This window comes from Phormidium sp. FACHB-1136 (assembly GCF_014697375.1).
Taxonomy (GTDB): Bacteria; Cyanobacteriota; Cyanobacteriia; order Phormidesmidales; family Phormidesmidaceae; genus Nodosilinea.
Genome location: NZ_JACJRS010000095.1, coordinates 1 through 21,188, shown reverse-complemented (window position 1 = coordinate 21,188; position 21,188 = coordinate 1). Strand labels below are relative to the sequence as shown.

The 21,188-nt window shown below is 54.6% G+C and carries 21 protein-coding genes and 2 pseudogenes; 7 read left to right on the top strand and 16 right to left on the bottom strand.

The window, feature by feature from the left end; genetic code table 11:
* The 8 genes and pseudogenes from H6G62_RS28030 to H6G62_RS21220 all read right to left on the bottom strand — a co-directional run.
* Positions 1-110: pseudogene (locus tag H6G62_RS28030) on the bottom strand (IS630 family transposase); the annotation flags it as partial.
* 129 nt (positions 111-239) lie between these two features.
* Positions 240-1,289, bottom strand: coding sequence for a GTP-binding protein (locus H6G62_RS21250; RefSeq protein WP_242052204.1), 1,050 nt, complete (start codon positions 1,287-1,289; stop codon positions 240-242).
* A gap of 124 nt (positions 1,290-1,413) precedes the next feature.
* Entirely contained in the window at positions 1,414-2,298 is an 885-nt protein-coding gene (locus tag H6G62_RS21245) for a metal ABC transporter permease (RefSeq protein ID WP_190498889.1), read from the bottom strand.
* Positions 2,261-3,025, bottom strand: coding sequence for a metal ABC transporter ATP-binding protein (locus H6G62_RS21240; RefSeq protein WP_190498887.1), 765 nt, complete (start codon positions 3,023-3,025; stop codon positions 2,261-2,263). Before H6G62_RS21240 ends, H6G62_RS21245 begins: the two co-directional genes overlap by 38 nt.
* 12 nt (positions 3,026-3,037) lie before the next feature.
* The gene (locus H6G62_RS21235) at positions 3,038-4,144 is read right to left on the bottom strand and encodes a zinc ABC transporter substrate-binding protein (protein WP_190498885.1); all 1,107 of its coding nucleotides are present in this window, start codon (positions 4,142-4,144) and stop codon (positions 3,038-3,040) included.
* Positions 4,134-5,201 (bottom strand): porphobilinogen synthase, encoded by a 1,068-nt coding sequence (gene hemB, locus H6G62_RS21230; RefSeq protein WP_190498883.1) that lies wholly within the window; start codon positions 5,199-5,201, stop codon positions 4,134-4,136. Before hemB ends, H6G62_RS21235 begins: the two co-directional genes overlap by 11 nt.
* A gap of 194 nt (positions 5,202-5,395) precedes the next feature.
* Positions 5,396-6,457 (bottom strand): hypothetical protein, encoded by a 1,062-nt coding sequence (locus tag H6G62_RS21225; protein WP_190498882.1) that lies wholly within the window; start codon positions 6,455-6,457, stop codon positions 5,396-5,398.
* 34 nt (positions 6,458-6,491) lie between these two features.
* Positions 6,492-7,463 carry a GTP-binding protein gene (locus H6G62_RS21220; protein ID WP_190498880.1) on the bottom strand — a complete coding sequence of 324 codons (972 nt, stop codon included), beginning with the start codon at positions 7,461-7,463 and terminating at the stop codon, positions 6,492-6,494.
* 259 nt (positions 7,464-7,722) lie between these two features.
* On the opposite strand from H6G62_RS21220, the gene H6G62_RS21215 reads away from it, so the two are divergent.
* From H6G62_RS21215 to H6G62_RS21185, 7 genes are all read left to right on the top strand, one after another.
* A complete protein-coding gene (locus H6G62_RS21215; RefSeq protein WP_190498878.1) occupies positions 7,723-8,964 on the top strand; it encodes an FAD/NAD(P)-binding protein in 1,242 nt (413 codons plus the stop codon).
* Positions 8,965-9,026: 62 nt separating this feature from the next.
* Entirely contained in the window at positions 9,027-9,443 is a 417-nt protein-coding gene (locus H6G62_RS21210) for a hypothetical protein (protein ID WP_190498876.1), read from the top strand.
* On the top strand, positions 9,436-9,981 hold the full coding sequence (locus tag H6G62_RS21205; protein ID WP_190498873.1) for a hypothetical protein: 546 nt from the start codon (positions 9,436-9,438) through the stop codon (positions 9,979-9,981). The genes H6G62_RS21210 and H6G62_RS21205 overlap by 8 nt, the downstream gene beginning before the upstream one ends.
* A 262-nt stretch (positions 9,982-10,243) precedes the next feature.
* Entirely contained in the window at positions 10,244-10,576 is a 333-nt protein-coding gene (gene petJ / locus H6G62_RS21200; RefSeq protein ID WP_190498871.1) for a cytochrome c6 PetJ, read from the top strand.
* A gap of 86 nt (positions 10,577-10,662) precedes the next feature.
* Positions 10,663-11,502 (top strand): tetratricopeptide repeat protein, encoded by an 840-nt coding sequence (locus H6G62_RS21195; protein ID WP_190498868.1) that lies wholly within the window; start codon positions 10,663-10,665, stop codon positions 11,500-11,502.
* Between the two features lie 110 nt (positions 11,503-11,612).
* Positions 11,613-12,164: a hypothetical protein gene (locus H6G62_RS21190; RefSeq protein ID WP_190498866.1), complete on the top strand. Its 552-nt coding sequence runs from the start codon at positions 11,613-11,615 to the stop codon at positions 12,162-12,164.
* Between the two features lie 662 nt (positions 12,165-12,826).
* Positions 12,827-13,306 carry a hypothetical protein gene (locus H6G62_RS21185; RefSeq protein ID WP_190498864.1) on the top strand — a complete coding sequence of 160 codons (480 nt, stop codon included), beginning with the start codon at positions 12,827-12,829 and terminating at the stop codon, positions 13,304-13,306.
* 292 nt (positions 13,307-13,598) lie between these two features.
* On the opposite strand, the gene H6G62_RS21180 is transcribed toward H6G62_RS21185, so the two are convergent.
* From H6G62_RS21180 to H6G62_RS21145, 8 genes and pseudogenes are all read right to left on the bottom strand, one after another.
* Positions 13,599-13,943, bottom strand: a complete 345-nt coding sequence (locus H6G62_RS21180; RefSeq protein WP_242052203.1) for a response regulator — start codon at positions 13,941-13,943, stop codon at positions 13,599-13,601.
* Positions 13,944-13,974: 31 nt separating this feature from the next.
* Positions 13,975-14,544: a hypothetical protein gene (locus H6G62_RS21175; RefSeq protein WP_190498861.1), complete on the bottom strand. Its 570-nt coding sequence runs from the start codon at positions 14,542-14,544 to the stop codon at positions 13,975-13,977.
* 157 nt (positions 14,545-14,701) lie between these two features.
* A complete protein-coding gene (locus tag H6G62_RS21170) occupies positions 14,702-16,456 on the bottom strand; it encodes a protein adenylyltransferase SelO family protein (RefSeq protein WP_242052202.1) in 1,755 nt (584 codons plus the stop codon).
* 265 nt (positions 16,457-16,721) lie between these two features.
* Positions 16,722-17,150, bottom strand: coding sequence for a hypothetical protein (locus H6G62_RS21165; RefSeq protein WP_190498859.1), 429 nt, complete (start codon positions 17,148-17,150; stop codon positions 16,722-16,724).
* Between the two features lie 347 nt (positions 17,151-17,497).
* Positions 17,498-18,166 carry a hypothetical protein gene (locus tag H6G62_RS21160; RefSeq protein ID WP_190498857.1) on the bottom strand — a complete coding sequence of 223 codons (669 nt, stop codon included), beginning with the start codon at positions 18,164-18,166 and terminating at the stop codon, positions 17,498-17,500.
* A gap of 64 nt (positions 18,167-18,230) precedes the next feature.
* Positions 18,231-19,931 carry a hypothetical protein gene (locus tag H6G62_RS21155; RefSeq protein WP_190498855.1) on the bottom strand — a complete coding sequence of 567 codons (1,701 nt, stop codon included), beginning with the start codon at positions 19,929-19,931 and terminating at the stop codon, positions 18,231-18,233.
* A 29-nt stretch (positions 19,932-19,960) separates the two neighbouring features.
* Positions 19,961-20,725, bottom strand: coding sequence for a hypothetical protein (locus H6G62_RS21150; RefSeq protein WP_190498853.1), 765 nt, complete (start codon positions 20,723-20,725; stop codon positions 19,961-19,963).
* Positions 20,726-20,768: 43 nt separating this feature from the next.
* Positions 20,769-21,188 (bottom strand): annotated as a pseudogene (locus H6G62_RS21145) (hypothetical protein); the annotation flags it as partial.

Below are 21,188 nucleotides of genomic sequence, written 5' to 3'. Positions count from 1 at the left end.
AACGTATTGCGACTGATCTGCAAGACACGAGCGACGTGGCTCTTGCGCTCACCTCGGTCAACTGCGGCAACGGCCTTTACTCTTAAATCCACACTGTAGGGGGCAGGCATCGGGGTTCAGGGGCGGAAACAACATCCCTATTCTGTCCTAATCAGTCTCCGGGCTGCAATAAATCTGTCCGGAGTGTTGAATTCAGCAACGCCCATTATCCTAACGACGTTGGTCATGGTGCGGGAACGTTAGCCCCGCACGGGTTCTGCCTGACAGGCCGCTAGCCGCTGGTGCAAGTCGTCTGTGTCCAAATGGCGGCCAATGAAGACAATCTGATTGCCTGGAACCGCGCTATTCCAGGGTTCGACATCAAGGGTGCAGCGTTTGCCGCTGAGCTGAAAGATATGCTTGTTGGGGCTTTCGTTGAACCACAGCAAGCCCTTGGCGCGAAAGATATCGCTGGGCAGGGTTTCGAGGAATTGCTCAAACTGGCGCAGGGCAAAGGGGCGGTCGCTACGATACGACACCGACACAAAGCCATCGTTTTCGAGATGGTGGGAGTGGTGATCATGGCTGTGATGGTGGTCGGGGTCACTCTGATGGTGGTGGCTGTGATCATGGCTATGATCGTGGTCGTGGTGATGACCTGGGCTGTGACTTTGGGGATCCCCCGCCGATTCCAGGGGAATCATGGCGTCGTAGGCCATCGGGTCATTGAAGCCCACATCCAAAATCAGCGGCAGGGGCACAGCCGCCTTCTGGCTGCGAATAATGCGGGCTCCCTCCTTCAGGCTGTGGATTTGGGCCTCTAGCTTCTCCACTGTCGCCTCGGCCACCAAGTCGGTTTTATTGAGCAAAATCATGTCGCCATAGGTAATCTGCTTGAACGCGGCTTCACTATCAAACAGATCAGGGGCAAAGGCTGAGGCATCTACCAGGGTAATCACCGAATCTAGCCGGGTGAGATCCCGCAGTTCTGTACCCAAAAAGGTCAGCAAAATGGGCAGTGGATCGGCTACGCCCGTAGTTTCAATAACTAGATAATCGATATTGTCGGCCCGTTCTAGCACATTATAAACGGCCTCCACCAATCCATCATTGATAGTGCAACAAATACAGCCATTGCTGAGTTGTACCATGTCTTGATCGACGGAGACCAGAAGCTGACTATCAATATCAATGTCGCCAAATTCATTGACCAACACAGCCACCTTTAGATTTTTGTTGTCGGTCAAAATATGATTCAGAAGCGTTGTTTTTCCACTCCCCAAAAAGCCCGTAATAATGGTAACAGGCATACCTCGTTTAGGAATGGCTAATTGAGAAGGCTGGGACGTTGTACTAGGCATACGAATTTATCAAGTCCTGAAGTGGATTGTCTGATAGCTGAAAGTCAAAATCGTTCACCTGAATGCTTATCCTTTACACCGCCGATAGCTTGCTTCGAGGAATGACAATCGCCAGCAGAAAAATGGCGAGTTGCATGGTGACAATGGCAGGCCCGGAGGGCAAATTAAACACAGCAGACAGCACCATTCCCAACACAGCCCCCAGCGCCCCCAACAGGGCCGACAGAATGACATAGCCCGTAAAGGTACGACTGAGCAGACGGGCCGCACAGGCGGGGATAACCACAAAGGCGCTAATCAGCAGTACGCCAATGGCCTGAATGGAGGTACCCACCACGAGGGCCAGCAGCACAATAAAGGCCGTGTGGTGGGCCGAGGCCGAAATCCCTCGGGCAATGGCCAGCGGCTCATGCAGGGTCAGGAGAATTTTGGATCGTAGGGTTAGCCCCACAAACGCCACACACACCAACAGCAGGACTAAAGCCATAACCAAATTGCTTGGCCGCACTGCCAAAATATCGCCAAACAAAATGCTGTTGATGCCGCCTCGGTACTGCCCCACAAAGGTCAGCAAAATCACCCCAATCGCCAGGGACGACGAGTAGACAATATTCAACAATGCATCCGTCCACAGCCGAGTACGCTCTAGCAAATAGGCCACCCCCAGGGCAAACAAAACCGCAAAGGGCAACAGCAACGATCCAGGACTCAGCCCCAACAACAGCCCCAGACTAATGCCCAACAGTGCCGAATGGCCCAGGGCATCGCTAAAAAACGAGAGCTGCCGCAGAACGGTAAAACTGCCCATCAGCCCCCCCATTAGTCCGGTGAGAATGCCGCCCATCAGCGCCCGCTGCATGAAGGGGAGTTGAAAGAGTTCGAGGGTATTGGTGAGGGAAAGCATGGGGGTGAAGGGTAATTTAATGCCGATGGCGATAGGGAACAAAGTCTGACCCATAGACGGCGGCTAGGTTATCCGGCGATAGGGCATCGTTGGGGGTGCCTTGGCAACGAATGGATCGGTTGAGGCAAAGGACGCGGTCGCAGTGTTTTCGCACCATGTCGAGGTCGTGGGAAATTTGCAGAATGGCCCAGCCTTGTTCCTGTTTGAGCTGGTAGAGCAGGCGATAGAATTCGGATTCGCTGCGGACATCCAGGCCAGCGGGGGCTTCGTCGAGAATCAGCAGGCGGCGGGGGCGCACCAGGCAGTAGGCCAGCAGGGCGCGTTTCATTTCACCACCAGACAGGCGGGCAATGGGCTGGGGGCCGAGGTGAAAGGCATCCACCCGATCTAGGGCTTGGCGAACGGCTAGACGACGGGGCCGATGGTTGGCCCAGGGCAGCTTCAGTCCTAGGTCATCCCAGCCCAGGGCCACCAGTTCGTTAACGGTGATGGGAATCCGGCGGTCAAACAGAAAATTTTGGGGCAGATAGGCGATTTGATGCCGCACCGGGGCAGGTAAATACCCCCGCCCACTGAGGGACTGGCCCATCACCGACACGGCCCCCGTGCGACGGGGCAGAATGCCTAGAATCGACTGAATCAGGGTGCTTTTTCCGGCTCCATTGGGGCCAACAATCGCCATATCCGTCCCCTCAGCTAGGGCGAAGGAGACATCCTGCACCGCCGCATAGGTGTCGCGATACACAGTCAGCCCATCAACCACTAACACATCAGCGCTCAAGCTCCGGGCCTCCTAAAACCGCAGCCCCACAGGCTGGGGAACGAAAGCAACCGCCTGGGTAGACCACACCGGAAGCCATGACTGTTGCTGGCTAAAGGATTCAAAGGAAGCCGCTAGATTAGCCGCATTCTGGCGCATGGCGTTGAGGTAATACTCGGGCTCCACCGCCTCAGGGCCACCCACTTCGATGGGATTGAACAGGCCCACCTGTACCCCCAGGTCATTGGCTAGGGCCGCAAAGGAACCCTCACCCGCCGAAGGCTCCGTCAGAATGGCTTTCAGGTTGGAGGCTTGCACCGTATCTACCACCCGCTTAACGTCCTCAGGGGAGGGGTTGATGGCGGGCACATCCACCAGAAACTCAGTATTCAGGCTATAGCTCTCGGCAAAGTAGGGGGCAAAGTCGTGGAACACGACAAAGGACTGCCCCGCAAAGGGTGCAAGTTTCTCGCTAATCTCCGCGTCTAGGGCCTCCAGTTCGGCAATGAAGGCAGCAGCGTTGGCGGTATAAATCTCTGCACCCTCAGGATCTACGGCAATCATGCCATCGCGAATGTTCTCCACCTGCTGAATCGCCCGCTTTGGGTCGAGCCAGATGTGGGGGTTAAACTCGCCATGGTGGTGATGGTGGTGTCCCGCCTCGGCGTGGTCGTGGTCATGGTCATGACTGTGGTCGTGGCCGTGATCGTGGTCATCAGCCTTGCCATACCCCTCAACCGCCTCGTTTGCCACCACCGGAACACCTTGGCTAGAGTCAATAATTACCAGGTCGGGGTTCTCGGCGTTGGCGATCAGGTCATCCAAAAAGAACTCCATGTCCAGACCGTTTTTCACCAACACATCGGCACTCGCCAAGGCCTGCACAGCCGCAGGACTGGCCTGAAAATCGTGGGGATCCACATTGGTCGGCATCAGGGGAATCACCTCCGCCCGATCCCCCACGACGGCATTGGTGAACTGCGTCATCGGCAAAATCGTCGTCATCACCGTCAAATCCACGGTTTCCACGGCTTCCTCCGCCGTTCCGACCTCACTGGTTTCGGGAGTGCCCGCACAGCTACCCAGGGCAATAGCCACCGAGGACGCCAGCAATAGAGCCATTCGACGTTTACGCTTCATCCTTTCCACCCCCCAATACCCTGGCCACATCCTTAGCAAAGTAGGTCAAAATCACATCGGCTCCGGCGCGTTTGATGCTGGTTAAGGTTTCGAGGACGATGGCTTGTTCGTCGATCCAGCCCAGGGCGGCGGCGGCTTTGACCATGGCGTACTCGCCGCTGACGTTGTAGGCGGCGATGGGTAAATTTGTGTGCTGTTTGATGCAACGGATCACGTCCAGGTAGGCGAGGGCGGGCTTCACCATCACGATGTCGGCTCCTTCGGCGATGTCGAGATCGACTTCTTTGAGGGCTTCATCGCTGTTGGCGGGATCCATTTGGTAGTTTTTTTTGTCGCCAAATTTGGGGGCGCTTTCTAGGGCATCGCGGAAGGGGCCGTAGTAAGCCGAGGCATATTTGGCGGAGTAGGCAAGGATGCCCACGTTGACCCAACCCTCGGCATCCAGGGCTTGGCGAATGGCTCCAATGCGACCATCCATCATGTCGGAGGGGGCCACCATATCGGCTCCGGCTTCGGCATGGGCGAGGGCTTGCTTCACCAAAACGGCGACGGTTTCGTCATTGAGAATTTCGCCGTTTTCCACAATGCCATCGTGGCCCATGCTGCTGTAGGGGTCGAGGGCAATGTCGGTGATCACTAGCAGATCGGGAAATACCTGTTTAATGGCACACACCGCCTGGGGAATCAACCCCTGGGGGTTATAGCTTTCGGTGCCCGCATTATCTTTTTGGGCGTCGGGGATGAGGGGGAACAGGGCAATGGCCCCTATACCTAGCCCCGTCACCACCTGCAATTCGTCGAGCAGCGCATCTAGGGAATAGCGAAAACATCCCGGCATGGAGGGCACTTCCTGCCGCTGTTCAATCCCTTCCATCACAAACATGGGGTAAATCAGGTCAGCGACGGTCAGCACCGTTTCGCGCACCATGCGCCGCAAAGCGCCTGTTCGACGCAGACGGCGGGGGCGGTGAACCGAGGCCAGCAAGGTCGCCTGTTCGTTCTGAGGGGGAACATCCACTGGGGTGGTTGCCGCAACGGGGGAGGGAGAGAAAACCATCGCACCAAAAAGAGTACGCCAAGAATGAGAATGATTATCATTCTTGAATATTTTAGCCTGCCTTGCCGGGAATTGCGATCCGTTAATTGAGAAAATTTCGTTCCGCCAAAAGCCTTGACTCCCAAAAAATAGGTGGGGCGGCATCCAACAACCGTCCCACCCCCATTGCACCGCTGAACTAGGAGTCTGGAATTCTAACCAAACCCCCGCCCTGCTAAGGTTCTTGCCCAGACCACGACCTCTCCCCCACAGCCCCCTGCCCCCAGATAGTTCCCCTGGGGCGACCAGGCTAGGTTTGAGAAGCCAGCCGCCGCACCCTCTAGGATTTGGGCAATCTGGGTGGCCTTGTGCCACAGGCACACCCAGCCATCTTCCGAGGCCGAGGCCAACAGCCTAGACCGGGGCTGAAAGGCAAGGGCCGTTACCGTTGCTCTGTGCAGATCCAAAACCTGGGATGTCCAGCCCTGGTCGTCGATGGGGGCTTTGGTCCACACCACCACGCCCTCGGCACTGCTAGAGGCCAACAACGGGGTCTTCTCCTGGGCCGTAGACCAAGCCAACTGCCGCACTTTGCCTGGAAAGCCCTGCATTTGCCAGGGGTAGGGGTTATCCCAGGCCCATACCAGCAGCGTCCGGTCGTTGTTGCCCGCAGCCAGATACTGCCCGTCCGGGGACAGGGCAATGGATCCACTGGCTCTCCCCGTCTCCCGAACCTCAGGGTCGTTGTCCCAATCTTCGCGTTGCCAGCTTTTTACCCCCTGGTTGCCCGCCAGCACCAAGGCGTTGCCGCTGGGGTGCCAAGCCAAATCCAGCACCGATGAAGCCTCAAAATCAAGGGTAGTTACCACCTCCTGGGCGGCGGCATCCCATACCTGGGCGTAGCGCCCTAACCCTAGGGCCAATTCTGGCTGCTGGGGGTGCCATTGCAGGGTATCGACCCACACTCTGGGATGTTCTAAGGTCGTCAAAAGCTGCGGGGCAGCGGCTGCGGTGATCTGCCAAATCGACACCCGGCCCGTTTGTCCCCCAGCGGCTAGAAAGCGACCATCCGCCGAGAAGGCGAGGGCATCCGTAGAATGACCCTGGGGCGGCTGTACCTCCACCGATATCCCCGTCTTCGCCTCAAACAAGACCACCTCCCCTACCGCCGAAGCCACCGCCAGGTGCGTACCAGCGGGAGACCAGGCTAGGGCAGTGACATAGTCGGTTAGAAGGGTTTGCCAGGTGGGGGTGAGGAGCGGTTTAGGTTTTGGCATAGATCAGGTTTTGGGTAAAATAAGCCCCAGGACATTACGACACTAAACAGGCCCGAAACCCGGCCTCCAACGCCATGGTTTCTAGGTTTCTGCCGATAAAGACCAACTCGTTTTTGCGGGTTTCATGAGGCTTCCACAGGCGATCTTGGCGACCTTCAAACAGCATATGTACGCCCTGAAAAACGACGCGGCGGTCTTCACCAGCGATGTTGAGAATGCCCTTCATGCGAAAGATATCGGGGCCGTGGTCGTGTAGTAGGGATCCAATCCACTGGTTGAGTTGCTGGCCGTCCACTTCCCCCGCTTCCACCAGGGCGATGGATCCCACGGTTTCATCATGCTCGTGGGCGGTTTCGTTGAGAAACTCGGGGTCAAGGGTGAGGGCGTTGCCCAGGTCAAAGGCCTTAACCCCAAGGATGGCATCCATTTCCACCTGAGCGTCGCAGGTGCGGTAGATTTTCGCGATCGCATTCATGCCGCGAATGCGATCCTCTAGGGCGGTTAGCTCGGCCTCGGTGACCAGATCGATTTTGTTGAGCAAGATCACATCTGCGAAGGCAATCTGCTCTAGGGCTTCCTCAGCGTCCCAATGCTGGGCAATGTGGGCCACATCCACCACCGTGACCACCGCATCTAGGCTGGCCTGGGTTTGCACCTCGTCATCCACAAAAAAGGTCTGAATCACCGGGGCAGGGTCGGCTAGCCCTGTGGTTTCAATCACTAAGTGGTCGAACTGGTCGCGACGCTTCATTAGATTGCCGATGATGCGAATCAGGTCGCCGCGCACGGTGCAGCAGATGCAGCCGTTGTTCATCTCAAAAATTTCTTCATCGGCGTCGATCACAAGCTGGTTGTCGATGCCCACTTCGCCAAACTCGTTGACGATCACCGCCACCTTCTTGCCGTGCTCGTGGGTCAGAATCCGGTTCAGGAGCGTGGTCTTGCCCGCCCCCAAGTACCCCGTCAGCACCGTGACGGGCACAGCGCGCTGTCCATCAGCAACCATGGTCATCCCTCGCTTGTGTGTTTGATTTTGTGGTTAATTTAGATAATGATAACCGTTCTCATAGTCAAAGCAAGTCGAGTTGGGCAGGGCTTTCTTGGACTGGCGTGCCCTGGTTAATCCCCCTCCGGTGACCTGGGCCAGTCCTGGGGTTGGTGGGTTAAGGGCAGGTGCTGCAGTGTCTAGGTACGCCCTCCCCTGTGATCTCCCCCGGACTACTCGACGTCTCCTTCGCGATTCCAGACCCCTCGTTACCCTTGCCATGGCGCTTTCCACAGACCTTGCAATCATCGGTGCTGGCCCCCAGGCGCTCACCCTCGTCACCCATCTCCTTCAGAAAAAGGCCAACCTGCGGAGCCGCTTTGTGGTGATCGACCCCGCCGGAGATTGGCTGCGCCAGTGGCACCACCAGTTTGCCGCCCTAGAGATTCCCCACCTCAGATCCCCCGCCGTCCACCACCCTGATCCCAATCCCCATGCCCTGCGCACCTTTGCGGAAGGTCGTCCTGATGAACTATTGCCGCCCTATGCCCTACCCACAACCAATCTATTTCGTGACTTCTGCCAGTCGGTAATTGAGCGGTGGGACTTGGCGGATCGGGTGATGGCGGGAACCGTGCAGCACCTAGACCTGGGTCAGGGGCTAGGGCGACCATCGTTTCGCCTGGGCTTAGCGGATGGTCACCAGATTAGGGCGCGGCGGGTGGTGTTGGCCCTGGGCGGTGGTATGCCTCAGCTTCCGGATTGGGTGCGGCAGATTCCCCAGACCTACCCCAGCCATGGTCTACGCCACTCTAGCCAGATCGACCTACGGGGGCTTTCCCTCGCGGGGGAGCGGATTTTAATTGTGGGGAGTGGGCTGACCGCTGGACACTTAGCTCTGGGGGCGGTTAAGCGCGGAGCCACGGTGATTCTGATGGCGCGGCGACAGTTTTATGCCAAGCTGTTCGATGCCGATCCGGGTTGGCTTGGCCCCAAATACCTCAAGGGCTTCCAGGCAGAACCCTGTTGGCAGCAGCGCTGGCAGATGATTCAGCAGGCCCGCAACGGTGGATCCCTGACCCCAGCCATGTGGCTGCACCTGCGGCGGCTAGAACGCCAGGGCAAAATCAGCTTCTATGAACAGTGCGAGGTGCAACGGGCCGAGTGGAAGGGCGATGCTTGGCGAGTTCACTGCAAAACCGCCGCTGACCATGACTGTATCGCTCACCTGCCCCTGAATCGCCTCTGGTTGGCCACCGGGAGCCAGCTTGACGTTACCCATTGGCCGCTGCTGGCGGCGGTGCAGGCCACCTATCCCGCTGACATCGTGAACGGCTTACCCGTGCTAGATCACCATCTGCGCTGGCCCGGTTGCAATCTCTTCGTGATGGGTGGTGCGGCGGCTCTACAATTGGGGCCAGTGGCCCGGAACCTGTTCGGCGGACGGTTAGCGAGCGACCGTATTGTGCAGGCTCTCGTCAAACCCAGTCGTCGGATCATCCAGGCTGGTTTGACCGCCTAGTTCTAGTTTGGGTAGGACACCGATCCGTTAAATAAGCTTTAGGGCACTCTGATGTGATGCCTATGCCCCGTTTACTTCGATTAACCCAACCGCCAAACCGCATCGTCACGGCGGCAATTGGCTTGCTAACCCAGGAGCAGGTCGGACAAATCGATGCTATCTGGATAGGCCTGTTGCAGGAAACAGGGCAGCCTGATGTCCGTTGGAACTGGGCCTATAAGCTACGGCTAGCCGTCAATGATGATCGCTATGAGGCCTATGGCATCGAGTTTGAGGCGCTCCTTCAAGGCGTTATCTTGCTCGAAACGCAATGGCACCGTTCCTGGTTACCGCAACGGTTTCCTCTGGTCTATGTCGAATATTTGGCTTCTGCGCCATGGAATCGCCGATTGCTCGAAGATCCGTTCGGACAAAAACGGGTTGGTATACTTCGAGTACGGTGCTTTAACGCTCTAACTCAGAAAATCGCTTATGAATGACGCCATCCTAGCTGAGCAACTGAGAAAAACGGGCAACCTGATGGATTTGCTCAATGACGAGGCTTGGGTTCGGGACGCCGATGCCGATCATGCCAGTGAGGAAGGGACGGTTGAGGCGGGTCTGGGTCTACAGCCCTATGTGGACTTACTCAAGAATGCTGCACCAGAAGCGCTACAGCAGCAACGGTGGACGATGCAAATGCTATCGGTCTTGTTGCCGGAGCTGAAGGGGTGGTTAGAGTCGTGGCAGCTTGGGCGGAGTCTAGAGGTGGTCTACCTGGAGGCCCAAAAATGCCTGTGCAGCCACCTGAGAAACCTGACGCCAGAACAAACAGCCTGGATTGAGGCGCTATTAGCGGCAAAAGAGCTGGCTCTACCCGACGAACAGACGGTAATTCGCACTCAATCGGTCACGATGCTGGCCCAGATCTTTACTGCCGAGGACTGGCAGGCCATCGCCAATGCTACGGCTCAAGCGATGGCGAACGATATTTTACAAATAGGGCAAAGCTCGACAGCTCCCGTTGCAACACTTTGACCTTGCCCCCTAGCGATAGGTTCTATGGCTAGGGAGCAAGCGGAATGGCTACTGAATCGGACTCCAGCGAAGCATTCACTCATGGCGCTAGACGGCTAAAGGATAGGGAGTTATGGAACCCTACAAGGCTCGATATTGACCATAAACCCAATTCTCTGCCATTGGATCAGATTTTCAGGCTGTAATAATTGACAGGCCGTCTTTTGACTTCCAAGGGTCTTTCCCAGAAGATACTTAGCGAGAAATTTTATCGATAAAACCTATGCGAAAACTTGCGTTAGCAATAGCGGTGGTTGTCACCGCCCTTACCCTGTGGACGGCACCAGCGGCTCAGGCGGCAGACTTGGGGCACGGTGGACAGATCTTTGGCAACAACTGTGCCGCTTGCCACATCGGCGGCGGCAATGTGGTCAACGGATCTAAGACTCTCAAGCAGGCTGACCTAGAAAAGTATGAGATGGCCTCTGTAGAGGCTATTGCGAATCAGGTTACTAACGGCAAAAACGCGATGCCTGCCTTCAAGGGGAGGCTCAGCGATGAGGATATTGCCGATGTGGCGGCCTATGTGCTCAGTCAGGCGGAGCAAGGGTGGTAGCTTTGCCCCTGAAGTTTTTGGTCAATCGCCCCAGTTCTGCCAAGGGTTGGAGCCTTCGGTGGCCCGTTTGTCTAGGAAGCGTCGCCGTGGACTTATCCAAAATCGCTGGCCTTGGTCTGGCGTTGGTGCTGTGGTTGGGCTGGCCAAAGCCGACGACCGCCGCCTCTATGGCTCCTGCGGCGGTGCATCCGGTAGGGGGGCTAGCGGTTCTTAGCCACTCTGCCCACCGAGCGACCGTGTGGGGCGATCATTGTCTCAGCCTAGTTCAGCTAGAACGCTACGACGAAGCCATTGCCGACTGTAGTCGGGCTATTCAACTCGATGGTCATAGGCCAGAACATCGGCTCAACCGAGGCATTGCTCTCTATCGCACCGGGAGGTTTGCTGAGGCGTTGGTCGATGACACTGAGGTTTTGGTTCAGCATCCGAATGACTTTCGGGGCTACTACAACCGGGGGCTAGTGCAAGTGGCTCTGCACCGCTTTGAGGCGGCGATCACAGATTTTGACCGGGCGGCAGGACTTACCTTAGATCCACTTTCATTGACCGATATTTACGATGATCGTGGCTTGGCTAAGTTGATGGCGGCCCAGCCCCAGCAGGCCTTGCACGACTTTGACCAGGCTCTAGCCATCGATGGCCAAAATATTCGCGCGTTGTTTAACCATGGCTGTGCCTGCCACCAGATGGGACGTCTTAACGACGCCTTGACAGATTTTAACCAGGTGCTGGCGCTCGATCCGGGCCACGCCCGCACTTATCTCAAGCGAGGTTTGCTGCGCCGTTCGTTGGGCGATCGAGAGGGCGGAGTAGCTGACCTACAGCAGGCGGAAAATTGCGCACAGGCCCACGGTGAGCAGCATTTACACCACTACATTCTGACGTTGCTCAACGAGTGGCAACGTCCTGATATGGCGGTGGGGTGATGGGGCGAATCCCTTTTCCACGGTGATGTTGGCCCTTCGAGATCCGGCTAGGCTACCGCCCACCTGTCTACCCTACTGACTTAATTTGACCCAATTTACCCTAGAGAACCATGTCCTTTCGCCGATCTTTCAACGCTAATACCAACCTTGCCCTGGCACTCCTCACCGTAGGATTGACGCTCGGCGGTAGCAGCCCAACCCCTAGCACCACCGCCAACGCTACCGACGGCCCCACGATTGCCGACAGCCAGCCCCACAGCCATGGCGCTGGTTATCAGGCCGATTCTGTCCATCCAGGGATGGGGGATCATCATCACCACGGGCACGGCACGGTTGAGATTCCTGCCGGACAGCCGATTCCGACGATTAACCTGGTGGTTCACCCTGACCCTGTGCGGGGGTGGAATCTAGAAATTCAAACCACCAATTTTCGTTTTGCGCCAGAGCAAGTCAACCAGGCCAACCAACCCAACGCAGGCCATGGCCACCTGTCTATTAACGGCGAACGAGGTGCTCGGGTCTACGGCCCGTGGCTGCACCTGCCCCAGTTGCCCCCAGGCCGTAATGAGATCACCGTCAGCCTCACGGCTAATGGCCACGAAGCCTTTACCCATGACGGTCAGGCGATTGAATCAACGGTGGTGGTAGACGTGCCTCAGTAAGTTCGTCGTCCTCCTTGCCATAGGATTCTGTTGGCCATGCTCACTGGACTCTGGCATCATCAGCACGATCCAATTGCCATCAAATCCTATGGCCGCAGAGCTAAGAGTCTGTTCCGCTACAGGTGCGATTTTCTCTGCTGTAAGCTGTTGGCCATCTAAAATGCACTAGATAAATTGCCCCACAAATTTTATAGCAAGAGCTTTACAGAAAGCTGATATTCAATTTAGATGCATATCAGCTTCCTGCTGCAATCTCGCTCCATGGTCTGCTAAGTTTGACCAAGCGATTCAACCTTTGTTCCCGTACTAAGGCCAATTCAAATTTGCGTAAGTAAAAACCCTTAAGATTTTCTTCAGACATAAAATCCAAAATTCTCTAGGGCACCTCAATTAATTGCTGTATTGCGAACATGAAGAGCCTAAAACCCTTGAAATCTCTTAGTTACTCCCATGAAAATTTGTATTTTTCGATGTACCCTTCACACGTATGTATTCCAATAAGACTACCTCTTGATTTATTGCGTAATCCCACTGAATAGAAACGATATGTCTTAAGTATCGAAATCATTGACAGAACAGTGCTCTACTTGCTATAAACTGACGAACAAAGATTGTCCTTTGTTGACTGAAGACCAAATACTAGGAAAAAAGGAGAAATAAAAATGAGTTTTGTATTACTCACTGACGAAAGAAATCCAGCAAAATACCGTTATGGATACGACGATATTGTTACTAACTATCTAACAAGTGATGAAAGAGGAACAGTCTATCCACTCGTGAATAATCAGACTGATAAACAGGATAATAAGCCAACACAATGGTCGTATTGGGATATAATTGATATCGGAAATGGATGGTCTTTTATTAAGTCCTCTACTAGTGGCAGATTTCTCACAATCCGACGTTATGATGTGGTAGCTCTCTTTGCTAACGAAGCGAATGAAGAGCAGCGGAGATGGCAGCTAAAGCGTTCACCAAATGCACGTGATCAGCACGATCAAGTATTTAATATCTATAATGTAACGCACGGAGGAGTGTATTTGGAGGGAGCGCAGCACGCAATACTACTGAACTCAGCTAAAAACGGGAACCTGCCGGATGGTTATAATCCTCGATTGCACTGGGGGATCTGTGAATTGTAATTCGGGAAATATTGTCAAATCTGGTGTATGGATAGGAACTAGGCAGCGTCCTGCATATAGGCCATAAGCTGATGTGCATCTAAATCGCATGTTGGCCTTCCCTGAATCCTTTACTTTAAGGTCTTTAGGGTAATCTAGTTAGTGTATTTTAGATGACTAACAGCTTATCGCTATTGTCATCAGTCCAGTATCTATCGTAGAACGGGACGCTTTCAATTTGAATGGTATCCAGGTATGGCACCAAGTTGGCAACCTGAATGACATCCCCGCACCAGAGGGTAGATTGCCGCCGTCAGGCGCGTGTACGGGCCAGGAGTTCCACCAAATCCACAGGCTTCACCAGGTAGTCATGGGCTCCGGCATCGAGGCCCATGACTTTGTCGGCGGTGGTGTCTTTGTCCGTCAGCATCAAGATCGGGGCGGATCTACCCTCTTGGCAATAATGCTGCCAGAGGGAAAGCCCATCTTCCCCCGGCAGCATCCAGTCGAAAATGAGCAGATCGTAGTCTTTTTCATCCGTCAGCCAACGGGCAGTAGGGCCATCCTCAACCGCATCGACCACATGATCCACATGGATCAAGGCTGCCTGTAGAGGCTCTAGCTGTGTTGGGTCTTCTTCAACCAGCAGGATACACATGGGCGAGATTTAACCGGAGAGAGAGAACGGGCTATAGATTTGGACGAATGGTGAAGGCATCGAATTCGCCATTCTCAAATTCCCCGGTAATGGTGATGCGATCTCCCACCGAAATGTAGCTGGCCGTGTTGTCGCCGTAGACATCCCAAGCATCCACTCGCAAGGTCCGGTTGCCTGCATTGAGTTGAAAGCCATCTTCCCACACCCGTTCAACGATACCGCTGTAGCTGTTGGTAGCCGACCGAGGGGAAGTATCCGTCGCGATAGTCTCTGCCGGAACAGAGGCTGTAGCAGGTTCCGCCGCCGCAGACACAGTAGAGCCAGATTCCGTGATGGTGAAGGCATCGAATTCACGACCTTCAAATTCACCCGTGACGGTCAACTCATCACCGACCCTGACCGCGTTTGCGGTGTTGTCGCCGTAGACGCTCCAGGAATCGACCCGCAGGGTTCGGTCGCCCGTGTTGAGGCGAAAGCCGTCTTCCCAAACTCGTTCAACGGTACCTGTGTAAGTGGCTTGGGCATGGCTGAGGTTTGGGAGCACTAGGGCAACCCCTACACCACTCAGCACTAGGGCACCGATCACAATCCGATTCATCATGATTTAACCTCCAAAAGGTGAGTGCAAAACGCAGTACGAACCAGGAAACACACGCAACCTACAGGACAACTATGACTCAAAAATGACGGACGGCAATGGATTCTCCAACCTGAGCAGTAGACGAGGCCGCAGGGGGGTAGCGCGAACCATGTTGTCATCAAGATGAACAGCTATAGTGCGATACGCCACCAACGTTAGAAAATGCCTTGGGCCTTAGACGATAATATTTATCTTCTACGTCTCGTGATTGTTCATCATAGGGATGGCTCAGTACTTCTTGCAACTCTTTAACTAACGTGTAGTTACCCTGCATAGCTTTTTGATAGGCAGGAACAATCAACCACTCTCGCCATGCGTATTTTGGATTAGTCTGTTGCATCTTTTTAGATATTTCAGCTAAATTGCCGCTCTCAATGATGAGATCACGCCAGCTTTTTAGCCAAGATTGCCATTGTTCATCGAGGTGCTGCGAAGTTTGACCATAGAAGCTCTTTTTTAAGGCTGAGACATCGCCTGGTATATGGGATAATTCTCGGAAGAAAATCGTGTAATCGACCTCTGATTCGGTCATTAACTGCATCAATATCTTAAATAGTGTTGGGTTGAATTCAGGTAAACCGAGTTTTGCTGCCCACATGACTTGGATTTGTTCTTGCATTACTTCTGCAAAGTCGTGGCGTACTTGGTCGAAATGCTCTACAGCTTTCGCATCTTCTGCAAGCAGTGGTCTCACCGATTGCCAAAACATGTGATAATTCGCTTCTGCTGCAATGGGTTGATTGAAGAATGAGAAGTGTTTGCCGCCGCCTGTCCAAGGTTGAAACCAAGGATCAAAAATTTCACAAAAACCAAATGGCCCATAGTCAAGTGTAAAACCACCAGCGGCGCAATTGTCACTGTTAAAGTTACCCTGACAGTAACCAACCCGTTGCCAGTTTGCGACCAGGGTCGTAAGACGCTGGCGAAATAGCTTAGCCAACTCAACCAATTGCTCTGAGAAACTAAGGGTTTGATCAATGTCGCTTTTGTATTCTCGCTCGATTAAATGCGACACTATCATACGCAATTCTTCTAGCGCTTTTGGATGAGCATGACTGCGAGCTCGACGGTCAAATAACTCTAGCTGACCAACGCGCAAAAAGGATGGTGCAACGCGAGTTGTGATCGCCACAGGATTATCTATCAAAATATCCGGATCGATGGATCGGGAATCTTGAGAATACCAGGGCCGGGTAACCGTCTCAGCTTTAGAAACATACAGGGTCAAAGAGCGTGATGTTGGAACCCCTAATGCCTGCATGTATTCCTGCGCTAGAAACTCACGCACACTGGAACGAAGAACGGCACGCCCGTCGCCACCACGGCAATAGGGCGTTGGGCCACCTCCTTTCAACTGCATTTCCCATCGCTGGCCATTGATCATGCCTTCAAACACTAAGATGGCCCGACCATCGCCATAACCATTACCCGTACCGAAGGGACATTGTTGGGTATATTCAGTGCCATAAATCGACAGGGCATAACCCGTCGCCCAGCCCACCTGACGCATCGGTTCCTGTGCTGCGGAGATATCGCCAGAAAAGACACGGCGAAATAGATCATTGAGTGCCAAATCATCGCTCAACCCAAGTTCCTTAAAAAACCTGCTGCTATGGGTGACGTATTCTGGTTCTGCGAGGGGCGTGGGTGTCACCGGAACGAAATGACCCGAAAAAACCTGACGGGCACGGTGATCATCACCATCGACCGTGGCATCAGGATCAGCATTTAAAGTATCCATCAGTGAATAATCCGCCAATTGCACGAATTCATCGAAGGTCGCTATGCAGGACTCGGCAGATGGTTGAGATGAAGATGACATTGTTGCTCGCGCCCGTATGGTCGGAAAAGATTGAGGTTGAATCGAGACCATTATAGATGGTCAAGATCTGGCCTACATGCTGGTACGATGCAGGCCATGGTATAGCGATGGTTCGTGTTATCCAAGCACCGCTTAGGAAGTTTTCTCCTGACAACGGTCAGCTTTTGCGGCGATGACCCCAATCAGGAACATGGTACAGCTCAGTCGTCGGCAGACTATAGGACGGCTTGTGAGCCTAGGACAAGGAGCCGCCGTTCCCGTTGCAACGCTTTAACGTTTAACCCAAGCCTCTCCCTCTCCAGGGGGCGGGCTTCAGTTAATCGCTGAGGTCGTCGTCCGCCCAGGCTGGAGGTGAGTCATACAAGAAATCGTCTTCCTCATCGTCGTAGTCCCAGGCGGCGCGGAGGGCGGGGATGGAGCCGGTCAAGATCTCGTTGTACTCATAGAGCAGCTTGCGTAGGGCCACCACCCGGCGATTGTGGGCTTTGCCTGCCTCGCTCTTATCCTCTAGGCGCTGGGCGAAGGTGCGCACCCAAACCCGTGGGCCTAGACCCACGAAGTCTTCCCCCTCAGGTACGGGCTGAGCTTGACCATCACCTGGGTCATAGTAGGCTTTGGCTCCAGGCACCGGGAAGGCAAAGTGGATCTGAACAGAAACCCCTTGGTCTTGGTACTGAGACCGTGTCCGTTTGGCCGGATGATAGGCCCAGTAATGGGCTTTCTCTAGGTCGATGACTTCGTTCAAGATCCGAATCTTTAAGCCCTGTTCAAGCCACTGTACACCGTGTTCTTGACCCCGTTCACGATTCTTTTGAAGGAAAGTGTGGGCATCATTAGGATCGGTGAAAGGAAAGGGACAACGCATTAAGAAGGCCTGAAGATATTCAGGTGATAATGCACTGGCTTGTTCAAGTTTGAGCTGAGCAGAAAGAGCCATAGGTTTTGAGTTGCAAACTGAGTTCAAATCATTTTAGCCTAATCAGGATATGATCAGGGCTAACATCGACAGGAATCATGTCAATCTATTGATCAATTTGATTCAAATTATATCGATTCTCTAGACAAGAAGGAAGAGAGAAAGTTTCAGCCAATCTAAATCTTTTGAACCTGAATCTCAACATTGTCAAACTGGCGTTGTTCTTGGCCTAATGCGGCCAAAGCTTCAAGGATTTCGACGTCAACGCCTTGAGCACGAGCAGCATCCCGTAGCGATTGGCCTGCGTCAACCTTGGCCAGTACGGTTTGAACTGCATCGACGATGGGATCATCGTCAGAAGTCAGACCTTGGGCAATGGCAGCGGTCAGACCCTGGGCGATGAGTTGGGGCGATAGATCAATAGGTGGAGCCGGATTTAGGCTAGGTTGGGTCGGTTCCGGTGCGGCGGTGATGATAATGCCCGCATGGGGTGCCGCTCGGCCAGACTGCCCTACATTGAAGGTGTAAAGCCGCAGATCACCACCGGGTGTAATGGTCTGTACCTGAAGCGTGGTGACGGCATTCGTAGTCAGTCCAGGAAAGGCTAACGCTTCAATGGGCGTGACAAATAACGTTGTCGCTAGTCCAGATTCAATGGGAGCATTACTGGTAAATACGGTTCGAGACGGGTCAGCGAGATTGACAAAGACAATCCGTTCTTGGACGTGGCTAAAATCGATGACCGTCGAGCGTCCTGGTTCTAACTGAACCTCGATGAGGTCGCGAAGGGCCTGATCTTGAGACACTGGGCGGTAGGCGGTTGCTTGGACGGATGGTGCCAGCATCACTGGCGTCATGGCAACAATGCCAGCCGAAATGATTGGTAAACCACGCATCATTGTGTGTCGATTAAGGGGCAATCTCTAGAAAACTGTTAACGACTACTGTGACCGTCATCCCTTCAGGTAAAACAGCCACCGTATTGGCATCAATGTTGGCCTGGGTGTTTTGCTCAGACCGTCGCTGAATTCGGTCTGAAATCGTACTGCCAAATCCTTCGAGTACCCCGCCTAGCAGGTTTTGGTCTCGGGTGGTTCGGATCACGGTGGAGCTGGTACTATCCCCCGATGCCGCACTCCTAAATTCTTCTCTAGGCTGGTTCAAGACAGCACCCGCTTGGCCTAGGGCCGATAAAGTGCCCACCAACAGGTCTTCAGCAGCCAGGTTGGGGCCAAGGTCATTCAACCGTTGGGCCACCAAAGGCTGAGCCCCCTGGCCTTGCACCAGCAGCGCCCCCTCTGGAAGGGTCTGTTGAACGGTCTGACCTGCCGATTGATACACCACCGCAATCACACTGGCTTGCACGAGTTGGTTATTGGGACTGACGGTGCTGGCCTGCGCGATCAGGTTCGCACCTTTGGGTAGCCCAACTCGCCCCTGTGGATCGGTGAGGTCTTGGTCTAGTTCAATGACAAACCGCCCCGCTCCAAGATCTGGAGACTGGTTGGCCCCGGAGGCCAGATCCCAAGCCATCGGAGCGATGATAGTGGCCTCAACCTGAGTGCCAAGTTCGGGTTGAATAGGAGCAGGTGGGGAAGGCTGTGCCTGACGCTGGCGTTGCCAATCGAGAATCCCTTGAGCGCCTGGAGTTGAGGCCACTAACGCCGATTCACCCAATGCTGGCCTAGCCACCTGAAGCTGAGGCCGAATTGAAGCCTGAAACCCAGGTTGCGCTAGGGCAGGCTGCACCGAAGGTCGAGGCAAGATCTGAGGTTGAGACGGAACCTGGCGCAGAGCCTGGGAGGTGATCGAGCCAATCGAAACGCTCTGGAATGGGCCGGATGGGTCTTGAACCCAAACCGTCGCCGCCTGAGCAAATCCATCGGCAGAATCCGCTACTATAGCCCCCCCTATCTGTTCTTCCCCGGCTCGTTTGGTGCCCAGTTGAGCCAGTTGTGACCAGTGCTCGAAGGGGTCAATGGGTGGCTCTGCGGCGACTGGAGCGACGGATGGGGTAGATACAGGACGTGGCGGAGATGGCGGCGCAGGTCGAGGAGCGGGCCGTGGTGGAGGTGAAGACGAGACAGGACGGGCTGGAGGTGGTGCAGGTTCTGAAACAACAGTTTCTTCAGGGTCTTCTTCCACCACCAGGTTTGTTTCCTGGGCCTCTAGCTCAGCTATCGCCGTCTGCTGATCCTGGAGGGCGAGCTGACTACGGAGCCGAGCGCTGTCATCTTGAAAGACCAGTTCCTCAATCTCTTCCTCCTCAGGTTCTTCGGCCACGGTCGGGGAGCGTCGAGACGTGAGACCGAAGAGGAGCAACGCCCCGACGCAGGTCACGCTACCGAGGCCGAGGACAACTGCCAGGGTCTTGTTGAAGGGCTTGCGGTTGACGGTATGCACGCGGCTATTTTCATCGGCCAATTCACTCTGGAACACCTCATCCACTAAGCCTTGGAAGTCGGTGCCAGATGCGGTGTCGTCGCTAGGCTCTGGCGATTCAAGGGCACCGTCTCCCTCAAACATCAGTTCTGGTGGGAGCGGCCCACCTTGACCCGCTAAGGCTCGCTCTTGTGCTGGGTCAATCTTTTCAACCTCATCGGATCCCATTAAACCTGTCTTCGTTGGATCTACCATGACTAACTCGGATCAAAAGGAACAATGTCAATAATTTGAAGCCCGGAACTTTGCGTGTCGTAGACCAGTTGCTCGACACGAGAAGCTGCTTCACCTAAGGGAGAACTTGGAATCTCCACAGCCTGTAATGTGTAGGTGCGATTCCAGGGAATAGCTTGCTGTGAGCCATTTCGGCGGTCGAGTAAACGCCGTGTGGATACAATATCGACCTCCCATCGCCCTTCTGCAATCTGTCGGGGGTCTGAGATATGTTCAATCGTAATGACTTGGCGTAGTTCGCCATTGAAGACACCGCTGGGCACAATGTCGGTAGCAAAAAGCTGAAGCATTTCAGACCCAAACTCTGGCTCTAATAAAAAACTTGCTATCGACACCGAGAATGGGACTCGCCCCCTGACCCCATCAACGGCCACGCCCTCGTCGGGTTCATCGGTGCCGGGCAGCGTCCCGTCCCAGTTGAAGCTGAGCATCGTCCAGTCATTGACGACTTGGCGAATCACCTCAGGCCGACGATAGTTCCGTTCTCGTTCACTCATGTAAACGGTCTCGCCATTCGTTAACTGAACAAAAGTAGGCTGACGATTCACAATGCGATTGACCCGCACCGTCAAAAACAAAACAAACAATAACGTCACGCTGCTAAAGCCCAGAATGGCGAGCTGAAGCAGGGCCAGCAGACTCTTGTTGTTGCCATCTAACAACCGCTGTCTCGACAAACCATGCTCTGAGCCTTTGTTGCGGCTAAATCGACCAATTCTTCCGGTCATAGGTCACAGGTGATAGGTTGGACAAATCTTTAAAGAGCGGTCTTTATCCCGTCGTGGGGCTGCGGTCATCGGCTCGCACTAGGTTGTTGGCCCCGCCAGCACCGGGTTGGCCCGCGCTACTCACTTGATTGGCCATCCGCCACGCAAAGGCACTCCTCACCCCAAAGGCCGCTGTACCGACGAGGGCACCGTTGATGCGAGCGACCGTCCTCTGAAGGCCGGAATAGACCGCCACGCCACCCCCTTTCGCCACCAGACCCGCCACCACCGGAGCGCCGATGGCCAGAAGTAAGGCAAACCCCAGGTCATTGAGGGTGCTGGTAGCGGTCTGGCCAATGCGGTTGGCGACTAAGCCGACGACGAGGTTGTAGCCAAACTGAACACCGAACAAGCTGATAAAGCCCACCAGCCAAGCGAAGATCAATCGGCCCTGGAAGGGCAACAGGGACAGGCCCATGGCCAC

Excerpts from the sequence above, each read along its gene's own strand:
- H6G62_RS21205 (WP_190498873.1), top strand. The coding sequence starts at position 9,436 with ATGAATGACGCCATCCTAGCTGAGCAACTGAGAAAAACGGGCAACCTG.
- H6G62_RS21155 (WP_190498855.1), bottom strand. The coding sequence starts at position 19,931 with ATGGGATCCGATGAGGTTGAAAAGATTGACCCAGCACAAGAGCGAGCC.
- H6G62_RS21150 (WP_190498853.1), bottom strand. The coding sequence starts at position 20,725 with ATGACCGGAAGAATTGGTCGATTTAGCCGCAACAAAGGCTCAGAGCAT.
- hemB (WP_190498883.1), bottom strand. The coding sequence starts at position 5,201 with ATGGTTTTCTCTCCCTCCCCCGTTGCGGCAACCACCCCAGTGGATGTT.
- petJ (WP_190498871.1), top strand. The coding sequence starts at position 10,244 with ATGCGAAAACTTGCGTTAGCAATAGCGGTGGTTGTCACCGCCCTTACC.
- H6G62_RS21190 (WP_190498866.1), top strand. The coding sequence starts at position 11,613 with ATGTCCTTTCGCCGATCTTTCAACGCTAATACCAACCTTGCCCTGGCA.
- H6G62_RS21180 (WP_242052203.1), bottom strand. The coding sequence starts at position 13,943 with ATGTGTATCCTGCTGGTTGAAGAAGACCCAACACAGCTAGAGCCTCTA.
- H6G62_RS21250 (WP_242052204.1), bottom strand. The coding sequence starts at position 1,289 with ATGCCTGTTACCATTATTACGGGCTTTTTGGGGAGTGGAAAAACAACG.
- H6G62_RS21185 (WP_190498864.1), top strand. The coding sequence starts at position 12,827 with ATGAGTTTTGTATTACTCACTGACGAAAGAAATCCAGCAAAATACCGT.
- H6G62_RS21210 (WP_190498876.1), top strand. The coding sequence starts at position 9,027 with ATGCCCCGTTTACTTCGATTAACCCAACCGCCAAACCGCATCGTCACG.
- H6G62_RS21235 (WP_190498885.1), bottom strand. The coding sequence starts at position 4,144 with ATGAAGCGTAAACGTCGAATGGCTCTATTGCTGGCGTCCTCGGTGGCT.
- H6G62_RS21225 (WP_190498882.1), bottom strand. The coding sequence starts at position 6,457 with ATGCCAAAACCTAAACCGCTCCTCACCCCCACCTGGCAAACCCTTCTA.
- H6G62_RS21215 (WP_190498878.1), top strand. The coding sequence starts at position 7,723 with ATGGCGCTTTCCACAGACCTTGCAATCATCGGTGCTGGCCCCCAGGCG.
- H6G62_RS21245 (WP_190498889.1), bottom strand. The coding sequence starts at position 2,298 with ATGGGTCAGACTTTGTTCCCTATCGCCATCGGCATTAAATTACCCTTC.
- H6G62_RS21175 (WP_190498861.1), bottom strand. The coding sequence starts at position 14,544 with ATGATGAATCGGATTGTGATCGGTGCCCTAGTGCTGAGTGGTGTAGGG.
- H6G62_RS21160 (WP_190498857.1), bottom strand. The coding sequence starts at position 18,166 with ATGCTGGCACCATCCGTCCAAGCAACCGCCTACCGCCCAGTGTCTCAA.
- H6G62_RS21220 (WP_190498880.1), bottom strand. The coding sequence starts at position 7,463 with ATGGTTGCTGATGGACAGCGCGCTGTGCCCGTCACGGTGCTGACGGGG.
- H6G62_RS21170 (WP_242052202.1), bottom strand. The coding sequence starts at position 16,456 with ATGGTCTCGATTCAACCTCAATCTTTTCCGACCATACGGGCGCGAGCA.